20 protein-coding genes are annotated in these 23,537 nt (G+C 66.7%); 5 read left to right on the top strand and 15 right to left on the bottom strand.

Annotation, left to right across the window (positions count from 1 at the left end; translation table 11 throughout):
• Nucleotides 1-5: 5 nt before the first annotated feature.
• The 9 genes from ACZYSP_RS34150 to ACZYSP_RS34190 form a co-directional block, all read right to left on the bottom strand.
• Complete coding sequence (locus ACZYSP_RS34150) at nucleotides 6-758, bottom strand: transporter substrate-binding domain-containing protein (RefSeq protein ID WP_093081781.1); 753 nt, start codon at nucleotides 756-758, stop codon at nucleotides 6-8.
• A 47-nt stretch (nucleotides 759-805) separates the two neighbouring features.
• Entirely contained in the window at nucleotides 806-1,540 is a 735-nt protein-coding gene (locus tag ACZYSP_RS34155; RefSeq protein ID WP_489018988.1) for an IclR family transcriptional regulator, read from the bottom strand.
• Nucleotides 1,541-1,662: 122 nt separating this feature from the next.
• Nucleotides 1,663-2,514: a phytanoyl-CoA dioxygenase family protein gene (locus ACZYSP_RS34160; RefSeq protein WP_093059235.1), complete on the bottom strand. Its 852-nt coding sequence runs from the start codon at nucleotides 2,512-2,514 to the stop codon at nucleotides 1,663-1,665.
• Nucleotides 2,514-4,241 carry a urocanate hydratase gene (hutU, locus tag ACZYSP_RS34165; protein WP_097197451.1) on the bottom strand — a complete coding sequence of 576 codons (1,728 nt, stop codon included), beginning with the start codon at nucleotides 4,239-4,241 and terminating at the stop codon, nucleotides 2,514-2,516. The genes ACZYSP_RS34160 and hutU overlap by 1 nt, the downstream gene beginning before the upstream one ends.
• Nucleotides 4,242-4,269: 28 nt before the next feature.
• The gene (hutH, locus tag ACZYSP_RS34170) at nucleotides 4,270-5,829 is read right to left on the bottom strand and encodes a histidine ammonia-lyase (protein ID WP_489018991.1); all 1,560 of its coding nucleotides are present in this window, start codon (nucleotides 5,827-5,829) and stop codon (nucleotides 4,270-4,272) included.
• Between the two features lie 60 nt (nucleotides 5,830-5,889).
• Entirely contained in the window at nucleotides 5,890-6,627 is a 738-nt protein-coding gene (hutC, locus tag ACZYSP_RS34175) for a histidine utilization transcriptional repressor HutC (protein ID WP_093081817.1), read from the bottom strand.
• Nucleotides 6,628-6,635: 8 nt separating this feature from the next.
• Nucleotides 6,636-7,433: an ABC transporter ATP-binding protein gene (locus tag ACZYSP_RS34180; protein WP_093059229.1), complete on the bottom strand. Its 798-nt coding sequence runs from the start codon at nucleotides 7,431-7,433 to the stop codon at nucleotides 6,636-6,638.
• Nucleotides 7,418-8,272, bottom strand: a complete 855-nt coding sequence (locus tag ACZYSP_RS34185; protein WP_093059309.1) for an ABC transporter permease — start codon at nucleotides 8,270-8,272, stop codon at nucleotides 7,418-7,420. The genes ACZYSP_RS34180 and ACZYSP_RS34185 overlap by 16 nt, the downstream gene beginning before the upstream one ends.
• Nucleotides 8,273-8,285: 13 nt before the next feature.
• The gene (locus ACZYSP_RS34190) at nucleotides 8,286-9,260 is read right to left on the bottom strand and encodes an ABC transporter substrate-binding protein (protein ID WP_093059227.1); all 975 of its coding nucleotides are present in this window, start codon (nucleotides 9,258-9,260) and stop codon (nucleotides 8,286-8,288) included.
• A gap of 303 nt (nucleotides 9,261-9,563) precedes the next feature.
• On the opposite strand from ACZYSP_RS34190, the gene recQ reads away from it, so the two are divergent.
• Nucleotides 9,564-11,456, top strand: a complete 1,893-nt coding sequence (gene recQ, locus ACZYSP_RS34195; RefSeq protein ID WP_489018994.1) for a DNA helicase RecQ — start codon at nucleotides 9,564-9,566, stop codon at nucleotides 11,454-11,456.
• A gap of 28 nt (nucleotides 11,457-11,484) precedes the next feature.
• Nucleotides 11,485-12,366, top strand: coding sequence for a LysR family transcriptional regulator (locus ACZYSP_RS34200; RefSeq protein ID WP_093180027.1), 882 nt, complete (start codon nucleotides 11,485-11,487; stop codon nucleotides 12,364-12,366).
• Nucleotides 12,367-12,379: 13 nt separating this feature from the next.
• On the opposite strand, the gene ACZYSP_RS34205 is transcribed toward ACZYSP_RS34200, so the two are convergent.
• The 5 genes from ACZYSP_RS34205 to ACZYSP_RS34225 form a co-directional block, all read right to left on the bottom strand.
• Complete coding sequence (locus ACZYSP_RS34205) at nucleotides 12,380-13,372, bottom strand: tripartite tricarboxylate transporter substrate binding protein (protein WP_093180029.1); 993 nt, start codon at nucleotides 13,370-13,372, stop codon at nucleotides 12,380-12,382.
• Nucleotides 13,369-14,277: an amidohydrolase family protein gene (locus ACZYSP_RS34210; RefSeq protein WP_489018997.1), complete on the bottom strand. Its 909-nt coding sequence runs from the start codon at nucleotides 14,275-14,277 to the stop codon at nucleotides 13,369-13,371. The genes ACZYSP_RS34205 and ACZYSP_RS34210 overlap by 4 nt, the downstream gene beginning before the upstream one ends.
• 55 nt (nucleotides 14,278-14,332) lie before the next feature.
• The gene (locus ACZYSP_RS34215; protein WP_093059218.1) at nucleotides 14,333-15,526 is read right to left on the bottom strand and encodes a nucleoside hydrolase; all 1,194 of its coding nucleotides are present in this window, start codon (nucleotides 15,524-15,526) and stop codon (nucleotides 14,333-14,335) included.
• A 170-nt stretch (nucleotides 15,527-15,696) separates the two neighbouring features.
• On the bottom strand, nucleotides 15,697-17,325 hold the full coding sequence (locus ACZYSP_RS34220) for a S41 family peptidase (protein WP_489019000.1): 1,629 nt from the start codon (nucleotides 17,323-17,325) through the stop codon (nucleotides 15,697-15,699).
• A gap of 64 nt (nucleotides 17,326-17,389) precedes the next feature.
• A complete protein-coding gene (locus tag ACZYSP_RS34225) occupies nucleotides 17,390-19,714 on the bottom strand; it encodes an ATP-binding protein (RefSeq protein ID WP_489019002.1) in 2,325 nt (774 codons plus the stop codon).
• 121 nt (nucleotides 19,715-19,835) lie between these two features.
• Here ACZYSP_RS34225 and ACZYSP_RS34230 point away from each other — a divergent pair, with 121 nt between their 5' ends.
• The 3 genes from ACZYSP_RS34230 to ACZYSP_RS34240 all read left to right on the top strand — a co-directional run bounded on the left by ACZYSP_RS34230 (nucleotide 19,836) and on the right by ACZYSP_RS34240 (nucleotide 23,326).
• Nucleotides 19,836-21,035, top strand: coding sequence for a threonine ammonia-lyase (locus ACZYSP_RS34230; RefSeq protein ID WP_489019004.1), 1,200 nt, complete (start codon nucleotides 19,836-19,838; stop codon nucleotides 21,033-21,035).
• Between the two features lie 119 nt (nucleotides 21,036-21,154).
• Complete coding sequence (locus tag ACZYSP_RS34235) at nucleotides 21,155-21,307, top strand: hypothetical protein (protein WP_177142503.1); 153 nt, start codon at nucleotides 21,155-21,157, stop codon at nucleotides 21,305-21,307.
• Nucleotides 21,308-21,460: 153 nt separating this feature from the next.
• Nucleotides 21,461-23,326, top strand: a complete 1,866-nt coding sequence (locus ACZYSP_RS34240) for a phosphoenolpyruvate carboxykinase (GTP) (protein WP_489019006.1) — start codon at nucleotides 21,461-21,463, stop codon at nucleotides 23,324-23,326.
• On the opposite strand, the gene ACZYSP_RS34245 is transcribed toward ACZYSP_RS34240, so the two are convergent.
• A partial coding sequence (locus ACZYSP_RS34245) for a hypothetical protein (protein ID WP_489019008.1) occupies nucleotides 23,301-23,537 on the bottom strand: 237 nt, incomplete at its 5' end. The two genes, ACZYSP_RS34240 and ACZYSP_RS34245, sit on opposite strands and share 26 nt — an antisense overlap.

Raw genomic sequence — 23,537 nt, forward strand, 5'->3', positions numbered from 1 at the left:
CTCGCTTACTTGGCGTTGGCGCTGAACCACTTCTTCACGATCTGGTCGTAGGTGCCGTCGGCCTTGAGCTTCTCGATGGCGCCGTTCACCGCCTTGGTGAGTTCCGGCGTGTCCTTGCGGATGGCCATGCCGTATTCCTCGGTGGTGATCTGCTCGGGCAGCACCTTCAGGCCGCCGCGCGTGCGCACGTACTGGTAGGCGGCGGGCTTGCCGGTCACGGCGGCGTCGGCACGGCCGATGTCGACGAGGTTGAACATTTCCTGGTTCTTCTCGACTTCCATCAGCTGCACCTGCGGGAATTTCTCCTTGGTGTACGACACCGACTTGGTGCCCACCTGCACGCTGACCTTCTTGCCGTTGATGTCGGCCGGCGTCTTGATGGCGGTGTTGCCGTCCTTCACCATCACCACGAGGCCGCCCGCGTAGTACGGCACGGTGAAGTCGACCACCTTCTTGCGCTCGTCGGTGATGTAGATGCCCGAGACGGCCATGTCGAAGCGCTTGGAGATCAGGCCCGGCACGAGGCCCTTGAAGTCGATGTCGATCCACTCGATCTTGCGGCCCAGCGTCTTGCCGATGGCCTCGACCAGCTCCACGTCGAAGCCGGTGCGCTTGCCGTTCTCCACGAACTCCATCGGCGGGAAGGTGGCGTCGGTGGCCACGCGCAGCGGCTCACCCTGCGCCTGGGCAGCGCCGGCGAAACCGAAGAGAGCGAGGCCGGAGAGTGCGGCGGCGACGAGGGAGCGACGGGTGTTCATGGTGAAAGGCTTCCGTGGGAGTAAAGAAGAAAAAAAGCAGCGCGCGACTACTGCAGGGCGCGAGAGATGCGGGCCGCCGTGACGACGGTCATGTGGAGCAATGCAGCTTCCATGCCCTCGACGCGCGTGAGCGGCGCCATGAGCGTGATCGCGCCGCGCAGGCGCCGCCCCGAGGCGAGCACCGGCGCGCTCGCGCCCCACACGCCGGCATCGACCTCGCCGTGGGTCACGGCATGGCCGGCTTCGCGGATGGCATCGAGTTCGGCGGCGCGCTCGGCGCGGCGTTCGGGGCTTTCGCCGAGCCCGTCGAGCAGGGCATCGCGCTGGTCGAGCGGCATGTGGGCCAGCAGGCACTTGGCGCTGGCGCCGTCGCGCGCCGGCACGCTGCGGCCGCGATCGAAGGAGCAACGCAGCGACTGCTCGCTGTCGATCATCTCCAGGCACACGACGCGCTCGTTCACGGCCGTGACCAGCGCCACGCTCTCGTGCGTCTGCTGGGCCAGCACGCGCATGTCGGCGCGCGCCGCCATCACGAGGTCGGAGTTGCAGTCGAAGCCGGTGGCCAGCTGCACGCTCACCGGGCCCGGTGAGTAGCGGCCCTCGGACTCCATCACGAAACCCCAGCGGCGCAGCGTGGCGATCTGCCGGTACAGCGTGCTCTGCGACAGGCCGGTGGCCTGCACCAGCTCGGCCGCCGTCATCGCCGCCTTGCTTTGCGCCAGCACCGACAGCACGAACAGCGCACGGTCGTTGTGGGCGGGAGCTTCAATCGGGGGCGTCATCGGAGGCAATCGCTGGAGGTCGAAAGTGGATGCGGCGTGCAGTATCTTGCTCGCCGTTCTCACTTCCAAGCCTTGATTCCCACTCGATGGGAATGAGCGCGTTTTTTCTTTCTACCTTCGTCTTAACCCACCAGCAGCGGAAAGCGCGCGTCGTCCATGGGCGCGCCCGCCGGCAGCGTGTCGGCCAGCCCGGGGAAGTCGGGCGAGGTCTTCCAGCTGCGCGGCGCATGGCGGATGTCGTCGCCCAGGAAGCGCACCGAGAACACGCGGCGCCGGTTCGGCCCCTCGACCCCGGCGGCCGCATGCAGCGTGAGCATGTGGAAGCAGACGAAATCGCCGGGCTCGATGTTCCAGCCGACGATGGGGAAGCGCTCGCGCGCGCCCTCGATGTCGGGCAGGTCCTGCAGGCTGCCTTCGGGGAACCACTTGGCGTGGTTGTCCATGAAGGTGCGCGGCATCAGCCACGGCCCCTTGTGGGAGCCGGCCACGAACTCGAGCGTGGCGGCGCGCGACACCGGATCGACCGGAATCCACATGCTGACGTTCTGTTCGCCCTCGATGTTGTAGTAGGGCTGGTCCTGGTGCCAGGGCGTGCGCTGGCGCGTGCCGGGCTCCTTCACGAGCAGGTGGTCGTGGTACAGCCGCACGGTCTGCGAGCCCATCAGGCGCTGCGCCAGTTGCGCGAGCGGTGCTTCGAAGATGAAGCGTCGGAAGGCGTCGATGTCCTGCCAGTTGCAGAAGTCCTCGAAGAAGCGGCCCGGGTCGTCGGGCCGGCTCGCCACCTTGGCGCGCGGGCTGGGCGCGGCGAGGTTGGCTTCGATGCCGTCACGCAGCAATGCCAGTTCATCGGCCGTGAGCAGCTGGCGGATGCAGACCGCGCCGTCGCGCTGGAACTGCGCGACCAGCGCGTCGTCCACGCGCGCCTGCACGCGGCGCTGCAACTCCCGGGCGTCGGGAAGGACCGCGCCCGCCATCACTTCACCATCGGCAGCTTCAGGCCCTGCTTCTTCGCGGTGGCGACGGCGATGTCGTAGCCCGCGTCGGCATGGCGCATCACGCCAGTGGCCGGGTCGTTGAAGAGCACGCGCTCGATGCGCTTGGCCGCGGCATCGGTGCCGTCGCACACGATCACCACGCCCGAATGCTGCGAGTAACCCATGCCCACGCCGCCGCCGTGATGCAGGCTGACCCAGGTGGCGCCGCCCGCCGTGTTGAGCAGCGCGTTCAGCAGCGGCCAATCGGACACGGCATCGGTGCCATCCTTCATGGCTTCGGTCTCACGATTGGGGCTGGCGACCGAGCCGGTGTCTAGGTGGTCGCGGCCGATGACGATGGGCGCCTTCAGCTCGCCGTTCTTCACCATCTCGTTGAAGGCCAGGCCCGCGATGTGGCGTTCGCCCAGGCCCAGCCAGCAGATGCGCGCCGGCAGGCCCTGGAAGGCGATGCGCTCGCGCGCCATGTCGAGCCAGCGATGCGTGTGCTTGTTCTCGGGGAACAGCTCCTTGATCTTGGCATCGGTCTTGTAGATGTCTTCCGGGTCGCCCGAAAGCGCCACCCAGCGGAATGGGCCCTTGCCTTCGCAGAACAGCGGGCGAATGTAGGCCGGCACGAAGCCCGGGAAGTCGAATGCATTCTTCACGCCTTCGTCGAACGCGACCTGGCGGATGTTGTTGCCGTAGTCGACCGTGGGGATGCCCATGGCCTGGAAGTCGAGCATGGCCTGCACGTGCACGGCGCACGACTTGGCGGCGGCCTTCTTGAGCGCGTCGTGCTGCGACACGTCCTTCATCGCGGCCTGCCATTGGGGCACGCTCCAGCCCGAAGGCAGGTAGCCGTTGATGAGGTCGTGCGCGGAGGTCTGGTCGGTCACGAGGTCAGGCTTCAGGCCGCCGGCCTTCGCGCGCTTCACCAGCTCGGGCAGGATGTCGGCCGCATTGCCGAGCAGCGCGATCGACACGGCTTCCTTTGCGTCGCAATGCTGCTTGATGAGCTCGAAGGCATGGTCGATGTCGCGCGCCTGCTTGTCGACGTAGCGCGTGCGCAGGCGGAAGTCGATGCTCGACTGCTGGCATTCGATGTTGAGCGACACCGCACCGGCCAGCGTGGCCGCGAGAGGCTGCGCGCCGCCCATGCCGCCCAGGCCGGCCGTGAGGATCCATTTGCCCGCGAGACTGTTGTTGTAGTGCTGGCGGCCGGCTTCGACGAAGGTCTCGAAGGTGCCCTGCACGATGCCCTGGCTGCCGATGTAGATCCAGCTGCCGGCCGTCATCTGGCCGTACATGAAAAGGCCTTGGCGGTCGAGCTCGTTGAAGTGCTCCCAGTTGGCCCACTTGGGCACGAGGTTGGAGTTGGCCAGCAGCACGCGCGGTGCGTTCTCGTGCGTCTTGAACACGCCGACGGGCTTGCCCGACTGGATGAGCAGCGTCTCGTCGTCGTTCAGCTCTTTCAGCGACGCGAGGATCTGGTCGTAGCAGGCCCAGTTGCGCGCGGCGCGGCCGATGCCGCCGTACACCACGAGGTCTTGCGGGCGCTCGGCCACCTCGGCGTCGAGGTTGTTCTGCAGCATGCGGAACGGGGCTTCGGTGAGCCAGCTCTTGCAGTTGAGCTCGCTGCCGCGCGGGGCGCGGATCACGCGGGTCGGGTCATGGCGCGGGTCGGCAGCGGCAGGGTTGTTCAGGGCGAATTTCTCGGGAGCGTTCATGGCGTGGTTCTCCTAATCGGGGTGTGTTTTACGAGTGACTGGGCAGGATGTCGAGCAGCGCGGCCGGCAGCTCGGCCTTCAGCGCCCACTGGCGCATGGCTTCGATGTCGGGGGCAAGGTAGCGGTCGCGTTCGAGGAAGGCGACCTTCCGGCGGATGCTGGCGAATTCGGCTTCGACCAGCGGCGAGCTGTTGAGCTTGCGCTTGAGTTCGATGCCTTGCGCGGCGGCCATGGCTTCGATGCCGACCACCACGGCCGTGTTGTTGACCATGTCAGCCAGGCGTCGGCCCGCGAAGGTGGCCATCGAGACGTGGTCTTCCTGGTTGGCCGAGGTCGGCAGGCTGTCGACGCTGGCGGGGTGCGCGAGCGACTTGTTTTCCGACGCCAACGCGGCCGCGGTGACCTGCGCGATCATGAAGCCCGAGTTGAGGCCACCGTCGCGCACCAGGAACGGCGGCAGGCCCGACAGGCCCGTGTCGAGCAGCAACGCGATGCGGCGTTCGGCAATCGCGCCGACTTCGCTGATGGCCAGCGCAATGATGTCCGCTGCAAAGGCAACGGGTTCGGCGTGGAAGTTGCCGCCCGAGATCACCTCGCCGGTGTCGACGAACACCAGCGGGTTGTCCGACGCGGCATTGGCCTCGATGACCAGCACGCGCGCGGCGTGCGCGAGGTTGTCGAGGCAGGCGCCCATCACCTGCGGGATGCAGCGCACCGAGTACGGGTCTTGCACGCGGCCACAGTCGGCGTGCGAGGGAACGATCTCGCTGCCTTCGAGCAGCGTGCGCACCGCGCCCGCCACGGCAATCTGGCCGAGCTGGCCGCGCGCGGCGTGGATGCGTGCGTCGAAAGGCTTGATCGAACCCTGGATGGCTTCGAGCGACAGCGCGCCCGACATCAGCGAAGAGGCGAACACGTCTTCCGCGCCGAACAGGCCGAAGAGCGCGAGCGCGGTCGACACCTGCGTGCCGTTGAGCAGCGCGAGGCCTTCCTTGGGGCCGAGCACGAAGGGTTCGAGGCCGATGCTGCGCATCGCCTCGGCGCCGCCGACAACCTTGCCATCGGCCAGGGTCGCCTGGCCTTCGCCGATCAGCACGCAGGCCATGTGCGCGAGCGGCGCGAGGTCGCCGGAAGCGCCGACCGAGCCCTTGCACGGAATGCTCGGCGTGACGCCCGCGTTGAACAAGGCCAGCAGCGCATCGACCAGCGCGGGCCGCACGCCCGAATGGCCGCGCGCCAGGCTCACGGCCTTGGTCGCGAGGATCATGCGCACGACGGGCGCGGCCAGCGGCTCGCCCGTGCCCACGCTGTGCGACAGCACCAGGTTGCGCTGCAGCTCGGCCAGGTGGTCGTTGCCGATACGCGTGCTGGCGAGCTTGCCGAAGCCGGTGTTGATGCCGTAGACGACCTGGTCGTTCTCGACGATGTGGCGCACGGCGGCTTCGGCGCGAAGCATGCCGTCGCGCACCGACGGATCGAGCGCAAGTTGCACGCCGCCGGCCTGGATGCGTCGCAGCATCGCTAGATCGACCTTGCCGGGCATGAGGGTCAAAGTGGCATCTGGAGTGGCGGTGTGATTGCTTGGCATGTGAACCTGTCTATACAAGTAGTTGCGAGAGAAAACGTAGGTCTCTGAGGACGAAAAAAACTAGCCGAAGCTCGGGTTGCCGTCGGCTTTGAAGCGGCTGCCCAGGCTGTAGCGCGAAGCGGGATGCAGGCAGCGCACCCAGGTCACGGGCGTGTTGCGTATCCACGTGCGGCGCGTCAGCAGCAGGCAGGGGTCGGTGGGCGCCATCGCGAGCCTCTGCGCCTGTTCCAGGTTGGGCAGCACGGCATCGACGACGTGTTCGATCTGGTCGAAGGGCACGTTGCGCACCAGGTATTCGCTGGGCGGCATGGCGGTGAAGTCCTGCTCGAGGTAGTCGGGCACGACCTGCGGGTTGACGTAGCGCTCTTCGAGCTGCACCGGCGTTTCGTTCTCCAGGTGCAGGCAGGCGCTGTGGAACACCGAGTCGCCCGCGCGCAGGTCGAGCCACGCAGCCACGTCGGGCGAGGCGGCGATGCGCTCGACCTCGATCATTTCGCAGCGGTAGTCGTGCCCGCGCTGGCGGATTTCGCTGGCGATGTTGGCGATCTGCAGCAGCGTGGACTGCGGCTTGTTCTCGGCCACGAAGCTGCCGACGCCGGCCACGCGCACGATGCGGCCCTGCTCCACCAGCTCGCGCAGCGCGCGGTTCACCGTCATGCGGGCCATGCCGAACTGCGCCACCAGCTCGTGCTCCGAAGGCAGGCGGTGGCCGGGCGGCCACGTGCCGTCCTGGATCTTGCGGGAGATGTGATCCTTGACTTGCGCGTAGAGCGCGAGGGTCGGCAGGTCGCGTTTCATCGTTTCGGTCAATGCTCCGCCGCCGCCATCGACTCGGCGCGAATTTCTTCCGTCAGGCGCGCCTTGATGTCCATGAACTCCGGCGAGGTCTTGATGGTGTAGCTGCGCGGATGCGGAAAGTCGACCGCGATCTCGGTCTTGATGCGCCCCGGCCGCGCGCTGAACACCGCCACGCGGTTGGCCATGAAGATCGCCTCGTCGATGTCGTGCGTGACGAACAGCACCGTCTTCTGCGCCGACTCCCAGATGCCGAGCAGCAGCTCCTGCATCAGCACGCGGGTCTGGTTGTCGAGCGCGCCGAAGGGCTCGTCGAGCAGCAGCATCTTGGGGTCGTTGGCCAGCGCGCGCGCAATGGCCGTGCGCTGCTGCATGCCGCCCGAGAGCTGCTTCGGAAAGTGGTTCTCGAAACCGCGCAGGCCTACCTTGGCGATGAAGAACTCGCTGCGCTCCTTCTGGTCGGCCTCGCTCATGCCGCGCTCGCGCAGGCCGAAGCGGATGTTCTGCGCCACCGTGAGCCACGGGAACAGCGTGTAGCTCTGGAACACCACGCCGCGGTCGGCGCCCGGGCCATCGATGCGCTCGCCGTCGAGCAGCACCTGGCCGGTGGTCGGAAAGTCGAGCCCCGCCACGATGCGCAGCAGCGTCGACTTGCCGCAGCCCGAGGGGCCGAGGATGGTGACGAAGTCGTTTTCCTTCACCTCGAAGTCGATGGGCTGCAGCGCTTGCGTGCGTTGCCCCTTGGTGCCGGTGAAGACGCGCGACACGCCCTGGATGGAAAGTTGGTTCTTCGTCACAGTGCGGCCCATGCAAACAGACGGCGGTTCAATGCCTTGAAGGCGAAGTCGGAAAGGAGCCCGATGACGCCGATCACGATGATCCCGAAGATGATCTGGCCGGTGTTCAAGAGCGCCTGGCTGTCGGTGATCATGTGGCCGATGCCCGACGAAGAGCCGATCAGCTCTGCCACGATCACATACGTCCACGCCCAGCCCAGCACGAGGCGCAGCGTTTCGGCGATGCCGGGCGCGGCGCCCGGAATGAGCACGCGCGCCACGATGCCGCGGCTGTTGGCGCCCAGCGTGTAGGCGGCCTCGACGAGGTCGCGCCGCGCGCCGCCGACGGTAACGGCCACCATCAGCACGATCTGGAAGAACGAGCCGATGAAGATCACCAGCAGCTTCTGCATCTCGCCCAGGCCCGCCCAGAGGATCAACAGCGGAATGAAGGCCGAGGCCGGCAGGTAGCGGCAGAAAGACACAAAGGGTTCGAAGAAGGCCTCGACGGTCTTCCAGGTGCCCATGGCAATGCCCAGCGGCACAGCGAACACCGCCGCCAGCAGGAAGCCGCCGAACACGCGCCACACAGTCATGCCGATGTCGCCGATGAAGCCGTACTCGGTGAAGAGAAGCCAGCCCTCCTTGACCATGGTCGGCGGGCTCGCAAGGAAGGTCGGCGGCACGAAGCCGCCGAGCGTGGCAATGGCCCACACCAGCACGAAGACGACGAAGAACGCGAGCCCCAGCAGCACGCGCGCACGCGTGCCGATGGGTTCGAGCGGTGCGAACGCGCGGCGGCGCGCAGGCGCGACGACCGGCGCCGCTGCGGGCCTGGGGGCAGGCGCCGCGGCCACCGCGGCGGACGGCATTTGCGACATGGTCTTACTTGACGAAGCTTGCATCGAAGGTCGCGGCGAAATCTTCGGGCGCCTTGCGGATCACGCCGGCTTCCAGAAGGATGGGCGCGGCTTCCTTCATGAAGCTGGTGAGTTCGCCCGCGAAGAATTTCTGGTTGGCGGCCTTGTCCTGCCAGCGCAGGAAGGCCGACGACTTGGCGAACTGCTCGCCGCTCTGCTTCACGGCCGAGCCCATGAGCTCGTTCGACTTCTCCGGCTCGGCCTTGATCATGTCGAGCGCCTCGAAGTACGACTTGGTGAGCGCGGCGGCGGCCTTGGCGTTGGCCTTGAGCCAGGTGGGCGCGCAGCCGACGGTGTCCATCACCATCGGGTAGTCGAGGGTGGTGGCCAGGATCTTGCCGGCGGCGGGGTTCGCGCGCACGGTCGAGAGGTATGGCTCATAGGTCATGGCGGCGTCGTTCTGGCCGGCCACGAAAGCCTGGGCCGAGGCCTGCGGCGACAGCGTGGTCGTCTTCACGTCCTTCAGCGTCATGCCGTTCTTGTTGAGCATCCAGGCCAGGCCGAAGTAAGGCGCGGTGCCGGGGGCGTCGACGCCGATGGTCTTGCCCTTGAGGTCGGAGAACTTGGTGATGTCGCCGCGCACCGCGAGGCCGTCGGCGCCGTAGGACTTGTCCATCTGGAAGATCTGCACGATGGGCACGCCGTTGGCGTTCCAGGCCACGTGCGTCTCGACCGTGGTGGCCGCGCACTGAATGGCGCCGGAAGCGAGGGCCAGGTGGCGGTCCTTCTGCGGGATCATCTTGAGTTCGACGTCGAGCCCGTTCTTCTTGAAGATGCCGGCCTTGTCGGCCAGCGAGAGCGGCGCGAAGCCGGTCCAGCCCGACATGCCGAGCGCGATCTTCGTCATGTCCTGGGCGGCGGCCGTTCCGGCCATGCCCGCTGCACACGCACCTGCTGCAAGCAGCGAAGCGACTTTCACAACTACCGTCTTCTTGACCATGGGTACTCCTGGGTCTGTTTCTTTGGAAAAGGCTCGGCGGCGGGCCCGATGGCCGGGTAACGCACGCCTCGCATTGTTGCCAAGCGCCCCAACTTGTATATACAGGATAACCCGAAAGGTCATTTTTGGTGCACTTCCTTGGGAAATGCACCTCTTTGCTGTCTAGACAAGGGAGGCTGCGGGACGGAGATGACCATCGCAAACCTCGTGCCACAGTCATATCGACGGGGCTGGGGGACAATCGACGGCCCGCCCCCTTTTGCCCTCTGCGCCTCCTTTCCGACCTCCCACCGCTCGCTGCCTGTGTCCTCTCTCGCTCCCCACCCCATCGACGTCTCCGGCAGCAGCGCCCCTTCCGACATCCTCCACGAGGTCTTCGGCTATGCGCAGTTCCGGGGGGCCCAGCAGGACATCGTCGATCACGTGGTGGGCGGCGGCGATGCGCTGGTGCTGATGCCCACGGGTGGCGGCAAGTCGCTGTGCTATCAGATTCCCGCCATCGCGCGGCAGCGTGCGGGGCGCGGCGTGGCAATCGTGGTGTCGCCGCTGATCGCGCTGATGCACGACCAGGTGGGCGCGCTGCACGAGGCCGGGGTGAGCGCGGCCTTTCTCAACTCGACGCTCGATTGGGAGCAGACGCAGGACGTGGAGCGCCGCATGCTGCGCGGCGAGATCACGCTGCTATACGCGGCGCCCGAGCGCGTGAACACGCCGCGCTTTCTGTCGCAGCTCGATTCGCTGAAGGAGCGCGGCAAGCTTTCTCTCTTCGCCATCGACGAGGCGCATTGCGTGAGCCAGTGGGGCCACGACTTCCGCCCCGAGTACCGCGCGCTGACTGTGCTGCACGAGCGCTACGCGGGCGTGCCGCGCATCGCGCTCACGGCCACGGCCGACGACCTGACGCGGGCCGACATCGTCGAGCGACTGCAGCTGGAGGACGCGCGCCAGTTCGTCTCCAGCTTCGACCGGCCGAACATCCGCTACACCATCGTCGAGAAGAAAGACGCCACCACGCAGTTGCTGCGCTTCATCGAGCGCGAACACGAAGGCGATGCGGGCGTGGTCTATTGCCAGTCGCGCAAGCGGGTGGAAGACGTGGCCGTGACGCTGCGCGACGCGGGCATCAACGCGCTGCCGTACCACGCGGGCCTCGATGCGGCGGTGCGGCAGAAGCACCAGGACCGCTTCCTGCGCGAAGAAGGCATCGTGATGGTCGCGACCATCGCCTTCGGCATGGGCATCGACAAACCCGACGTGCGTTTTGTCGGCCACCTCGACATGCCGAAGAACATCGAGGGCTACTACCAGGAAACCGGCCGCGCGGGCCGCGACGGCGGCCCCGCCGACGCCTGGATGGCCTACGGCCTGCAGGACGTGGTCAACCAGCGCCGCATGATCGACGAGAGTCCGGCAGGCGAAGAGTTCAAGCAGGTGATGCGCGGCAAGCTCGATGCGCTGCTCTCGCTGGTAGAGGCCAGCGACTGCCGGCGCGTGCGCCTCCTGGGCTACTTCGGCGAGAAGAGCACACCCTGCGGCAACTGCGACAACTGCCTGAACCCGCCGCAGGTGTGGGACGGCACCGATGCCGCGCGCAAGCTGCTGAGCACCATCTACCGCGTGCAGCAGTTGAGCGGCATCAGCTTCGGCGCGGGGCACATCATGGACATCCTGCGCGGCAAGCCGACCGAGAAGGTCAAGCAGTTCGGCCATGAGCGCGTCAGCACCTTCGGCATTGGCGCGGAGTTCAGCGAGGTGGCGCTGCGCGGCGTGCTGCGCCAGCTGATTGCAACCGGTGCGCTGGCGGTGGACGCGGAGGCGTTCAACACGCTGAAGCTCACGGAAGGCTCGCGCGCGGTGCTCAAGGGCGAGGCGAGCGTGACGCTGCGCGAGTCGGTTTCGTCACCGGCCGAGCGCAAGCCCCGGCGCGAGAAGGTCGCCAAGGGCGCGCCATCGCCGGCTGCTGCCAAGCTCGACGACATGGGCAAGAAGCGCTTCGATGCGCTCAAGGCCTGGCGAGCCGAGGTGGCGAAGGAGCACAACCTGCCGGCCTACGTGATCTTCCACGACGCCACGCTGGCAGCCATTGCCGAGCGCGCGCCCGCGACGCTCGAAGACCTGCAGGGCATCAGCGGGATCGGCACCAAGAAGCTCGAGGCCTACGGCAGCGAGGTGCTTCGCGTCTGCGAAGCCTTCTGACGCCAGAGCATCTTCGAGGGGAACCGCATTGGACACCCGCCAGATGCGCTGCGTGGTCGCGATCGCCGAGGCGGGCAGCCTCACGAAGGCGGCCGAGCGGCTGGGCCTGGCGCAGCCAGCGCTCACGCAGACGCTGAACCGGCTCGAAAAGGAGCTCGGCACACCGCTCTTCACGCGCTCGCGCCGCGGGGCCACGCTCACCGACGCGGGCCTGGCCGTCATCGACGACCTGCGCGCCAGCCTTGCCTATGGCGACACGGCCGCAGAGCGCGCCCGCGCGATAGGCGCCGGACGCGCAGGCCGGCTCACGATCGGCTTCGTGACGCATGCGGTCTACCAGGTGCTGCCGAACGCGCTGCGCCGGCTGCGCGCCGAGCATCCGCAGCTCGACGTGGTGCTGCGCGAGATGAGCAATGCCGAGCAGGTGGCGGCGCTGGAAGGCGGGCGCATCGACATCGCGCTGCTGCATCCGCCGGTGTCAGTCACGGCCCGGGTGCACGAGCTGCGGCTGGGCGAGGAGCCGATGATCGCCGCGCTGCCCGCCGCCTGGCCACTGGACGACGACGGCTGCGTGTCGCTCGCCGACATCGCGCGGCACGGGCTGGTGTGGTTTCCGGAGCAGCAGATACCCGCCCTGCGCGCGCAGCTGCTGGGCGCGCTGCGCCGCGCCGGCCACGAGACGCGCGTGGTGCAGGACGCCAACCGCACGCTGACGGTGCTGGCCTGCGTGGCCGCGGGGCTGGGCTGGTCGCTGCTGCCGCGCTCGGTGCGCGCACTGCAGCACGAGGGCGTGCGCTATGCCGAAGTGCGCGATGGCGCGGGGCTGCCGGCCTTCGAGCTTTCGGCTCTGTGGCTGGCGCGCTCGCGGCCGACCTTCGCGGACACCTTCGCTGCCATGCTGCGCGGCTGAGGCACGGCCCCGATCAATCCATCTGGATCTTGTTGTCCTTGGCGAGCTTGGTCCACTTGGTGATCTCGGCACGGCGGAAGCCGTCGAGCTCGGCGGGGCTGGAGCCGATCACCTCGGCGCCCAATGCTTCGAGCCGGCCGCGCACCTCCGGGTCCTTGAGCGTGGCCGCGAGTTCCTTCGAAAGCCGCTCCACCACCGGCGCGGGCGTGCCGGCCGGCACGAACACCGCATTCCATTCGTAGACCTCGTAGCCGGGCAGGCCGGCCTGCGCCACCGTGGGCAACTGAGGCAAGGCGGGCGCATGCGCCTTGCCGGTCACCGCCAGCGCGCGCAGCTTGCCGCCCTGGATGAAGGGCAGGCTCGAAGCCATGCTGGCAAAGAACACAGGCACGTGCCCCGACATCACGTCGGTTAGCGCGGGGCCGCCGCCCTTGTAGGCCACGTGCGTCATCTGGACGCCAGCCATCGAGGCGAACAGTTCGCCCGCCAGATGCTGCGCCGAGCCGTTGCCCGACGAGGCGTAGTTGATGCCGCCCGGCTTCGCCTTGGCCTGCGCGATCAGGTCGGCCACGTTCTTCATCGGTGCCGACGGATTCACCACCAGCACGTTGGGCACCTTCACCAGCAGGGACACCGGCGCCAGTTCGCGCAGCGTGTCGAAGGGCATCTTGCGCAGCGCGGGGTTCTGCGCGTGATTGGAGGCGTCGAGCAGCACGGTGTAGCCGTCGGGCGAACTCTTGGCGACCAGGTCGCCTCCGATGGCGCCGCCGGCACCGCCGCGGTTGTCGATCACCACCGACTGACCCAGCTTCGCCGACAGCTTGGGCGCAACGATGCGCGCCACGGCGTCGACCGTGCCGCCGGGCGGATAGCTCACGACCAGCCGCACGGGCTTGGCCGGCCACGCCTGGGCCTGCGCGCTGACGCCGCCCATCAGCAGGGCCGCGCCCGCGAGGGCAAGGGGAATGGCGCGCAGCAGGCGCGCGCGAGAGATTTCGTTGGTCATTGGTCGATGTCTCCTGTATTGAACTTGAACAAGCGGGCCGGCGTGTCGACCAGGATGCGGCGGCGCACAGCGGCGTCGGGCACCCAGTCGGCCAGAGCCGCGTGTGCGGTGGCGAAATCGGCGATCTCGCGGTGCTGCGTGTGCGGCCAGTCGCTGCCCCACACGAGGCGTTCGGGGCCGAAGGACTTCAGCAGTGCCTGTGCGGCGTCGTGCGCGGCCATGGCTGCGGTGGCCACGGGCCAGTTCCGGTAGGCGGCCGACAGCTTGACCCAGATGCGTTCGCAGGCTGCGGCGGCAAGCAGCCAGGCGAAGCCTTCGTCAGCGATGGCAGGCGCCGACGCGGGGCGGCCGAAGTGGTCCACGACCAGCGCGCATCCGGCGTCGAGCACGGCCCGTGCAGCCAGCGGCAGGTCGCGCGATTCGCGATGCAGCTCCACATGCCAGCCCAGCGCATGCACGCGGGCGAAAAGCCGCTGCCAGTCCGGCCGCAAGAAGTCGGGCAGCGGCATGCCCACGATGTTGAGGCGGATGCCGACGACGCCGGCGTCGGCCATCGCCTGCAGCGTGGCGTCGTCCACCCGCGGATCGACCACCGCGACACCGCGCAGGCGAGCGGGGCTGGCGCGCAGCGCATCAATCAGGAAGCGGTTGTCGGTACCGAGGAAGCTGGGCTGCACCAGCACGCCGTGCGAGACGCCGTGCGCATCGAGCAAGGCGAGGTACTCAGCCAGCGTGGCGTCGTAGTCGGGCGCATGCCGGCGCATCTCCGCCAGGGGCAGGCCGCGCACGAACACATGGGCGTGGCTGTCGATAGCGGTGATGGTGGAGAGGGGCACTGCGTTGTCTCTGTCGGATTCGTTGTGCGTCCGCGGGGCTGCGGACGTGGGCGAGTATCCGAAGAGCAATGCCTGTTGGGAACGTGTCTCCCGGTTGCGTTTGGATAAGCGCGGCTTATGGCGCTCAGTTCGCTGTCGGGGGCAGCGTGATCGGCACCGGCCGCGTCAGCAGGTCGACGTACAGCTCGAAGAAGCGCGCGTTGTCGAACTTCTTCACCACCGTCATTTTCTGCAGCGTCGCCCCCGCAGGCTGCGAGGTGTAGCCGATGGACTGGCCGTTGTTGGCGGCACCGGGCTTGGCGATCACGTCGACGTAGCGGTCCACGGTCTGCGTGGCGTAGCTCGGGTCGATGAGGTAGGCCAGCGTGAGGGTGTCCCAGATGTTCTGCGTGTAGTTCGGGTTGGTCTCGAAGCCGTTCTTGCCGTCGAAGCCGTAGCCGTTGAGCTTCTGGAACACGTCGGTCACGGCCGTGGGCTTGGCGGCGTGCGCGATGCGGTCGTAGATGGGCTTGGTGAGGAAGACGGTGTCGGTCACGTCCAGCGGCACCACCACCTGCGGGATCGGCAGCCGCACCACGAACTGCGCGGCGTCGGGGTCGAACCACCAGTTGAACTCGGCAGCCTTGGTGGTGTTGCCCGGCACATCGATGGCGCCGCCCATGTAGATGATCTTCTTGATGAGCGGGACGATCTCTGGGTTCTGCTTCACCGCGAGCGCGATGTTGGTGAGCGGGCCGATGGCCAGGATGGTGATCTCGTTCGGGTTGGCCTTCACGGTGTCGACGATGAAGTCGACCGCGCTCTTGCGCTGCACCACGGTGTGCTGGGCGAAGCCGTCGGGCGAGGGCTTGAGGTCGGCGTCGGTCTTGGGTTCAGGGCCGCCCCAGGCGCCGAGGTAGCCGTCGCCGCCAGCGCCGGCGGCCATTTCGGCTTCCACGTCGGCGAAGGTGTGGTTGAGCGCGTAGTTCGCACCCACGTAGATGCCGATGTTGCCGCCCACCCCGAGCCGCTCCACCGACATCAGCGCGTCGGACACGCCCTGCTTGAGCCACTGGTTGCCCGAGACCACGCTGATGCCCATGACCTGTACCTGGCCCGTGGCCTGCAGCTGCGCGGCCATGACGCCGAGCTGGCCGTCGTCGCTCATGGTGTTGTAGTCGCTGTCGATGATGATCTTCTGCGCGCTGGTGGAGCCGCCCGATCCGCCGCCACCGAAGCCCGGACCGAGGCCGATGCCGCCGCCTCCATCGCCACCTCCGCCGCAGCCCGCCAACACCGTGATGACGGCGAAGAACATCGCCCCGATCCATTTGCGCATCTTCTTCTCCTGAAACTAGGAATTTGGTTTTCAGGCTTCGACACCGAATACCACTGAAATACAAACGTTTGCGCAAAGCTTTGCGCAAACGTTTGCTGACTCTAAATGGCGAGCCACGGGTGTGGCAAGCACCACGGCCTAGGGGTTTTCCGCGGGAACGGAGAGAAGGGTCAGCCCGGGTTGGGCTGGGGGTCGATCAAGCGGTTCTCGCGCAGCGGCGAGCGGCCCGACATATAGGGTTGCTCCACGTCGGCCTGCTCTGTCTTCTCCAGGCCCGAGGCGGCGGACTTGGCCGACCCGGCCGGGCAGGCTCCGGTGCTGCGCAGCGTGAGCGCCGCGGACAGCCGCGCCTCGTCTTTATCGCCAAGCTGATGGCTGAAGTCGTCGGCCACGGTGCAGCCGGGGTTGGGCGTGAAGCCGTCGCCGTAGTCGCCGTAGCCCTGCTGGTTCACGCCCTTGAACTGGATCGCGAAGTAGGTGGTGCCGCAGTTGTCCTGCGGATAGAAGCCGTAGGGCTTGCCGCAGGTGGTGCCGCCGACGAGGTTGACGGTGACGCCCACGCCCCGAAGGCTGTTGACGACAGACTCGCTCGCCGAGCAGGTGTCTGGGCCGGTCAGGACGGTGACGCGCGAGAGGCCGAGCGTGGGCAGGGCCTGACCGCTGCGGCTGGTGGCGGTGAAGGGCGTGAGGGTCTGCGCGACTGTCAGGTGGAAGGGGTTCTTGTCGTTGAAGGCAAGTTGCTCGAAGGTCTTGCCCGCGGTCACGGACGGCGACGAGATCATGTAGGCCAGCCGGCTGGCAATGAGCAGCTGGCCGCCGCCGTTGTAGCGCATGTCGAGCACGAGGTCCTGGATGCCGGCGCCCTGCTTGAAGGTGTTCACCGCGGAGATGAGCTGCGCCTCGGAGGTCGTGATGTGGTCGTTGAACAGCAGGTAGCCGACGCGGCCGCTGCCGGTGTCGATGACCTGGACGTTCTGCACCGGCGTGCTGGTGATCTTGGCCGCCGTCAGCTGCACGGCAGGCTGCGCCGTGCCGCCCACCTCGAAGGTGAAGGTGTGCGATTCGCCAATGGCCTTGGGCGACAGGGCCGCGTTGATCGCGTTGACGTTGGCGGTGCCTGTGCTGCTGACGACATTGATGCCGTCGATCGTGAGGATCTTCGCACCGCGCTGCAGGCCCGCCGTGGTGGCGGGCGAATTCGGCTCGACGAAGGCGATGCGGATGTCGCGCGGCGGCGAACTGCGCACCGACGCCGTTTCCATTCCGTAGCCGGCCGACACGCCGCCCTGCGACAGCTGGCGGTACACCTCGGTGTCGTACGTGAAGTGAAAGCGGTCCTTGGCGCGGCCCGAGTTCGTGGTGGCCGTGGTCTTGAGCACGTTGAACCAGGTGATCGGCGTGGCGTAGTCGGCGGCCTTGAGGGTGGTCGGCACCTCGCCGTACCAGAGGTAGGTTTCGTCGATCCAGCCGCGCACCCAGCTTTTCTCGTTGTCGAGCGTGCCGCTGTGGTCGGGGTAGGCCGTGCCGGTGTCGGGGTTGATGCCGCTGCGCGGCGCGGCGCACAGGCCGGCGACCGTGGCCGAGGCGACGATGCCGTTGCCGCCGTCACCGCCACTGGCGGGCGGCGGTGTCGTGGTGCCGGGCACCAGGCCGATCGGCAAACCACCGCCGCCGCCTCCACCACCACCGCCCCCACAGCCCGCCAGCAGGCAGGCCACGGCGAGCGCAGCGCTTGCTGCTGCAGCCCATGTGCCAGGAGGCGGCAGTTGCCGCGCGTCATCGACCTTGCGAGAGCCCATGTGTTCCTCCTTGTTCTTCCTCACAGCACCGTCTTCTTCGTCCGGCTGCTGCCATTGAAGCCGGCTACTGCAGGAAGCCCATGCCGCGCGATTCGCGCACTTCAGGCTTGATGCGGTGCTCGGCTTCGAGCTGGTCGAGAAACTCGGTCGCGGAAAACTCCGCCGCGAGGATATCGACCTGTCGTTTCACCGCCGCGAAATCCCCCGGGCACAGCTGTGTCAGCGGTGCCAGCCGCGAGCGCATGGCGCTCGTCATGAGTGCGGCGTCGCCGGCGAGCGCCTCGGTGATGAACATGCGCTCCCGCTGCATGGCGGTGAGCGGCATGAACTTGATCTTGAAGGTGAAGCGCCGCAGCGCAGCCTGGTCGAGCCGGTCGAGCAGGTTGGTGGTGCAGATGAAGACGCCGTTGAAGCGCTCCATGCCCTGCAGCATCTCGTTGACCTCGGTGACCTCGTAGGTGCGCTGCGCGCCGCGCCGGTCCTGCAGGAAGCTGTCGGCCTCGTCGAGCAGCAGCACGGCCTTTTCATTCTCGGCCTCGCGGAACATGGCGGCCATGTTCTGCTCGGTTTCGCCGACGTACTTGCTCATCAGGTCGCTGGCCTGCTTGACGATGAGCGGGCGGCCGACGGCCTTGGCGATGTGTTCGGCCAGCGCGGTCTTGCCGGTGCCTGGTGCGCCGTAGAAGCACAGCGTGCCGTGGCCGCGCGCCTTCAATGCCTCGACGATGCGCGGGATCTCGAAGCGGGTCTCGACGTTGAGCATGTCGAGGTCGTAGGTGGTGACGCTGCGGCGCTCGCCGCGGCCGGTGTCGAGCGTGCCCAGCGCCAGGTCGGCGTTGCGCAGCTGGCGCTCTATGAGCGCTTCCATCGATGCGTCGTCGGTTCGCGCGAGCCCTGCGAAACGCACTGCCGTGCGGATCTGCGCGGGCGTGAGACCCTTGCGCTCGGCCAGCTTGGCAGTGAAGGCCTCGGACACGACCACGCCTTCGAGCGTCTTCTTCACGAGCTGCTCTCGCGCGCCGGGCGGCGGCGACTTGAGCTCGAGGTGATAGGCGAAGCGGCGGCGGAAGGCCGGGTCGATCTGCTCGATGCGGTTGGTGACCCACAGCGTGGGCACGGGGTTGGCCTCGAGGATCTGGTTGACCCAGGCCTTGCCGCTGACGCTGCCACTGGTGGGCGCCGGAATCTGCTCGGCGCGCGCCATGAATTGCGCGGCTTCTGTGCTGATGGGCGGGAAGACGTCTTCGACTTCGTCGAACAGCAGCGCGGCCTGCGCGCTGCCTTTGAGGAACACCTGCGCGATCTGCAGCGAGCGGTAGCGGTCGCGGCCGCTCAGCGAGTTGCCGTCGCGGTCCGCGTATTCGACTTCGAAAAGCTCGAGTCCGGCGGCCTGCGCGACGACCTTGGCCAGCTCGGTCTTGCCGGTGCCCGGGGGGCCGTAGAGCAGCACGTTGACGCCTGGCTCCTTGCGCGCGACCGCCGCTCGCAGCAGAGTGACGAGCATCTGCGCGTCTTCCTGCACGAAGGAGAAGTCGTGCGGCGTGAGTGCGCTCTTGGCCGAAGGCCGCGTGAACACGGCCATCAACTCGTTGTGATCGCGGTATTCGCGCATGAGCACGGGCGGCAGCTTCTCGCTGACCTTCATGAGATCTGCGAGGTCGGTGATGTTGTGCTCGGAGATGAGGTTCTCGACAAGGCCGATGCGTTCGAGCCGCGAGCCCGCGCGCAGCGCCTCGCCCACTTCGCTTGCGTTAACGCCCGCGATGTCGGCGATGGCCGCATAGGCCTCGGGTGCGTTGTTGACCTTGAACTCGACCAGCAGCGAGCGCAGGTCACGCTGGTAGCGCGCAAGCGTGCCGTAGAGCAGCAGCGCGCGCTCGGCCTTGTTGAGCTGCAGCAGGCCCGCGAGCGCGTCGATGTTCTTCTCGACCAGAGTCGACTGCTTGCGCAGTGCGTGCGTGAGCCAGTCGCGCGTGACGGCCAGCACCGAGAGCAGGTCCTTCGGCTGGTCCTTGGCGTATTCGTCGAGGTAGAAGAAGAGCGTGCCCTCTTCATACGGGCCGCGCCACACGCCGTGGCGCTCCAGCAGCGTGCGGCCGTCGAAGTCTTCGACTCCCTTCCATGCTTCGTTGCCCGCGCAGCGGCGTCCGAGGAATTCGCGCAGCCGCTGCAGCACCGCCGCGGGCCACACCAGATGCCGCCCCGTGAGCGACAGGAGGCCGTTGATATCGCGCCGCACATTGAAGCGCGGCCCCTGCTTGGCCGCGAGCGTGAGCACGAAGTGCGAGCACATGAGCTCGAGCACCGGCGCCTCCTTGAGGCCGGGCGACGGCAATGCCTGCCCGCGTACCGCAGCAGCCACTACATCGACACCCGCACGCTTGGCCATCAGGCAACCTCCAACGAGGACAATCTCAATCTCGGAGCGACCATAACGCAGACTTTTAGCTTCGGGAAGGCCAGTAAACGGGAAAAACCCTGATGGTGCGATTCCAGCCACAATGCGCGCCATGATCGGAATCCAGGAAATCGAGCGCGCCGCGGCGCGCCTGCAAGGCCAGGTGCTCAACACGCCGTGTGTCGAATCGCGCACCCTGTCGGAAATCGTCGGCGCTCAGGTGTTCCTGAAATTCGAGAACCTGCAGTTCACATCCTCGTTCAAGGAGCGGGGGGCGTGCAACAAGCTGGTCGATCTTTCCCAGAACGGTACACGCGGAGTGATCGCCATGTCTGCCGGCAACCATGCGCAGGGTGTGGCCTATCACGCGCAGCGCCTCGGATTGCGCGCACTGATCGTGATGCCGCGCTTCACCCCTGGTGTGAAGATCGAACGCACGCGCGGCTTCGGCGCCGAGGTGGTGCTGCACGGCGACACGCTGGAGGCGGCGCGAACCCACGCTTTCGAGCTTGCACAGCGCGAAGGGCTGACCTTCGTGCATCCCTACGACGACGGGGCAATCATCGCGGGCCAGGGCACGGTGGCGCTCGAGATGCTCGACGCCGTACCCGACCTGGACACGCTGGTGGTGGCGGTGGGCGGCGGCGGGCTGATCGCAGGCATGGCGGTCGCCGCGCGCGAGCGCAAGCCGGGCATCGAGATCGTCGGTGTGCAGACCACGCGCTTTCCGGCGATGGTCAACGCCATCAAGGGCACGCACCACGTGCAGGGCAAGAGCACGATCGCCGAAGGCATTGCGGTCGGCACGCCCGGCGTGCTGACGCAAGAAATCATCGCGAGCAAAGTCGACGACCTGCTGCTGGTGGACGAAGGCGACATCGAGCAAGGCGTGCTGATGCTGCTCGAAATCGAGAAGACGCTGGTCGAAGGCGCGGGCGCGGCGGGGCTGGCGGCGCTGATCCGGCACCCCGAACGCTTCAAGGGCAAGCGCGTGGGGCTGGTTCTGTCGGGCGGCAACATCGATCCACTGCTGCTAGCGGCCATCATCGAGCGGGGCATGGTGCGGGCTGGTCGGCTGGCCCGAGTGCGTGTCAGCGCACGCGATGTGCCGGGCTCATTGGCGCAGATTACGGCCACTGTGGCCGAAGCGGGCGCTAACGTCGACGAGGTTCACCATCAACGGGCCTTCACGATGCTGGCGGCGCAGAACGTCGACGTCGAGCTGGTGCTGCAGACGCGCGGGCGGGCCCATCTGGCCAGCGTGCTGGCCGCGTTGAAGGACGCGGGCTTCGAAGCCGAAGAGCAGCATTGAGCCGCAAGATCAACCCCGACAAGCCTGATTCAGGGGCTCGCATCCCCCTAGACCGGCCCTGGGCTACCCGCCGGTAAAATGCCATCAGTTTGTCAATTGAGCCTTCGAGGAATTTCCCGATGTCCAACCCTACTCCCGTAGAGCCGAGCCACGCTGCCGCTGTCGAAAAAGACGCCGTCGAATCGGTCGTTCACCTGATGCCGCTGGTACTTCCGCTGGCCGGCGGCGTGCTGATGCTGCTTCTGGCATCGATCGCGGTCTTCTTGGCCTGACGCTGACAGGCACTGTCGCCTTTGTCTGCGGGCGGTGCGGCCCGCACTGACGCAATCTCCCGAAGCGAAACGTTTTCTCAAACGGACCTCCGTGCCTGAGCAGGCACCGCGCCCCGTTCGGAAAGACGATTTTTCAACTTAGGAGATTTTCCGATGAACGCACCCACGATGCAGGGCCTCAACATTCAGGCGCCCTCATACGTCAAGAACGCGAAACTGATTGCCTGGGTGGCCGACATGGCCGCGCTATGCAAACCCGAAGCCATCCACTGGTGCGACGGGAGCAAGGAAGAATACGACCGCCTCTGCCAGCAACTGGTCGACGCCGGCACCTTCAAGAAGCTCAACCCCGCCAAGCGCCCCAATTCGTTCCTCGCGGTGTCCGACCCGAGCGACGTGGCGCGCGTCGAAGACCGCACCTTCATCTGCTCCGCAGAAAAGGAAAACGCCGGCCCCACTAACAACTGGATGGCACCGGCTGAAATGCGGGCGACGCTGCAGCCCCTGTTCGACGGCTGCATGAAGGGCCGCACGATGTACGTCGTGCCGTTCAGCATGGGCCCGTTGGGCTCGCCGATTGCCCACATTGGCATCGAGCTCTCCGACTCGCCTTATGTGGCCGTCAACATGCGCATCATGACTCGCATGGGCAAGGCCGTGTACGAGGTGCTGGGCGCTGACGGCGACTTCGTGCCTTGCGTGCACACCGTGGGCGCGCCGCTCGAAGCCGGCCAGAAAGACGTGGTCTGGCCCTGCAACAAGACCAAGTACATCGTTCACTACCCCGAGACGCGCGAGATCTGGAGCTACGGCTCGGGCTACGGCGGCAACGCACTGCTGGGCAAGAAGTGCTTCGCGCTTCGCATCGCTTCCAACATGGGCCGCGACGAAGGCTGGCTGGCCGAGCACATGCTCATCCTGGGCGTGACAAGTCCCGAAGGCAAGAAGTACCACGTGGCGGCTGCGTTCCCCAGCGCTTGCGGCAAGACCAACTTCTCGATGCTGGTGCCGCCTGCCGGCTTCGAAGGCTGGAAGGTCACGACCATCGGCGACGACATCGCCTGGATCAAGCCCGGCAAGGACGGCCGCCTGTACGCCATCAATCCTGAAGCGGGTTACTTCGGCGTGGCGCCCGGCACCAACATGCTGACCAATCCAAACTGCATGGACAGCCTGCACCACGACGTGATCTTCACGAACGTGGCACTGACCGATGACGGCGACGTCTGGTGGGAAGGGATGGAGCAGGACACCAAGACGCTACCCGAGCATCTGACCGACTGGCAAGGCAACGACTGGACGCCGCAGATCGCCAGGGAAACCGGCGCCAAGGCTGCCCACCCGAACTCGCGTTTTACCGTGGCGGCCACGAACAACCCCGCGCTCGACGATGCTTGGGACGACCCGAAGGGCGTGGCGATCGACGCCTTCATCTTCGGCGGTCGTCGCTCGACCACCGTGCCGTTGGTGACTGAAGCCCGCAATTGGGTCGAAGGCGTCTACATGGCTGCGACCATGGGTTCGGAAACTACTGCCGCCGCCGCCGGCCAGCAAGGCGTGGTGCGCCGCGATCCGTTCGCGATGCTGCCGTTCACGGGCTACAACATGAGCGACTACTTCCAGCACTGGCTCAATCTCGGCAAGAAGCTCGAAGCCTCGGGCGCCAAGCTGCCGAAGATCTATACGACCAACTGGTTCCGCAAGGGTGCCGACGGCAAGTTTGTCTGGCCAGGCTACGGCGAGAACATGCGCGTGCTGAAGTGGATGATCGATCGCGTCGAAGGCGACAAGACGGAGGGCGTGGAGCACATCACCGGTGTGAGCCCGCGCTATGAGGATTTGAACTGGACGGGCCTGAACTTCAGCGCCGAGCAATTCGCCACGGTGACCAGTATTGACAAGGCAGCCTGGCAAGCGGAGTTGAAGCTGCACGCGGAACTGTTCAAGCAGCTGGAGCACCATCTGCCGACGGAATTGCCGGAAACCAAGGCTGCTATTGAGCAGCGCCTGGCGGCCTAATCACACTGGTTGCGCCAACAAAAAAGCCCGATGGATTCATCGGGCTTTTTTTGTTTCTGCGCATTTGAATATTTGCAAATTCCAAAAGCAAAAACCCCCAGTCATTTCTGACTGGGGGTTTCTGGGCTGTAAGAGCCTGACGATGACCTACTTTCACACGGGAACCCGCACTATCATCGGCGCTGACGCGTTTCACTGTCCTGTTCGGGAT

It is taken from the genome of Variovorax sp. F042 (assembly GCF_057814215.1).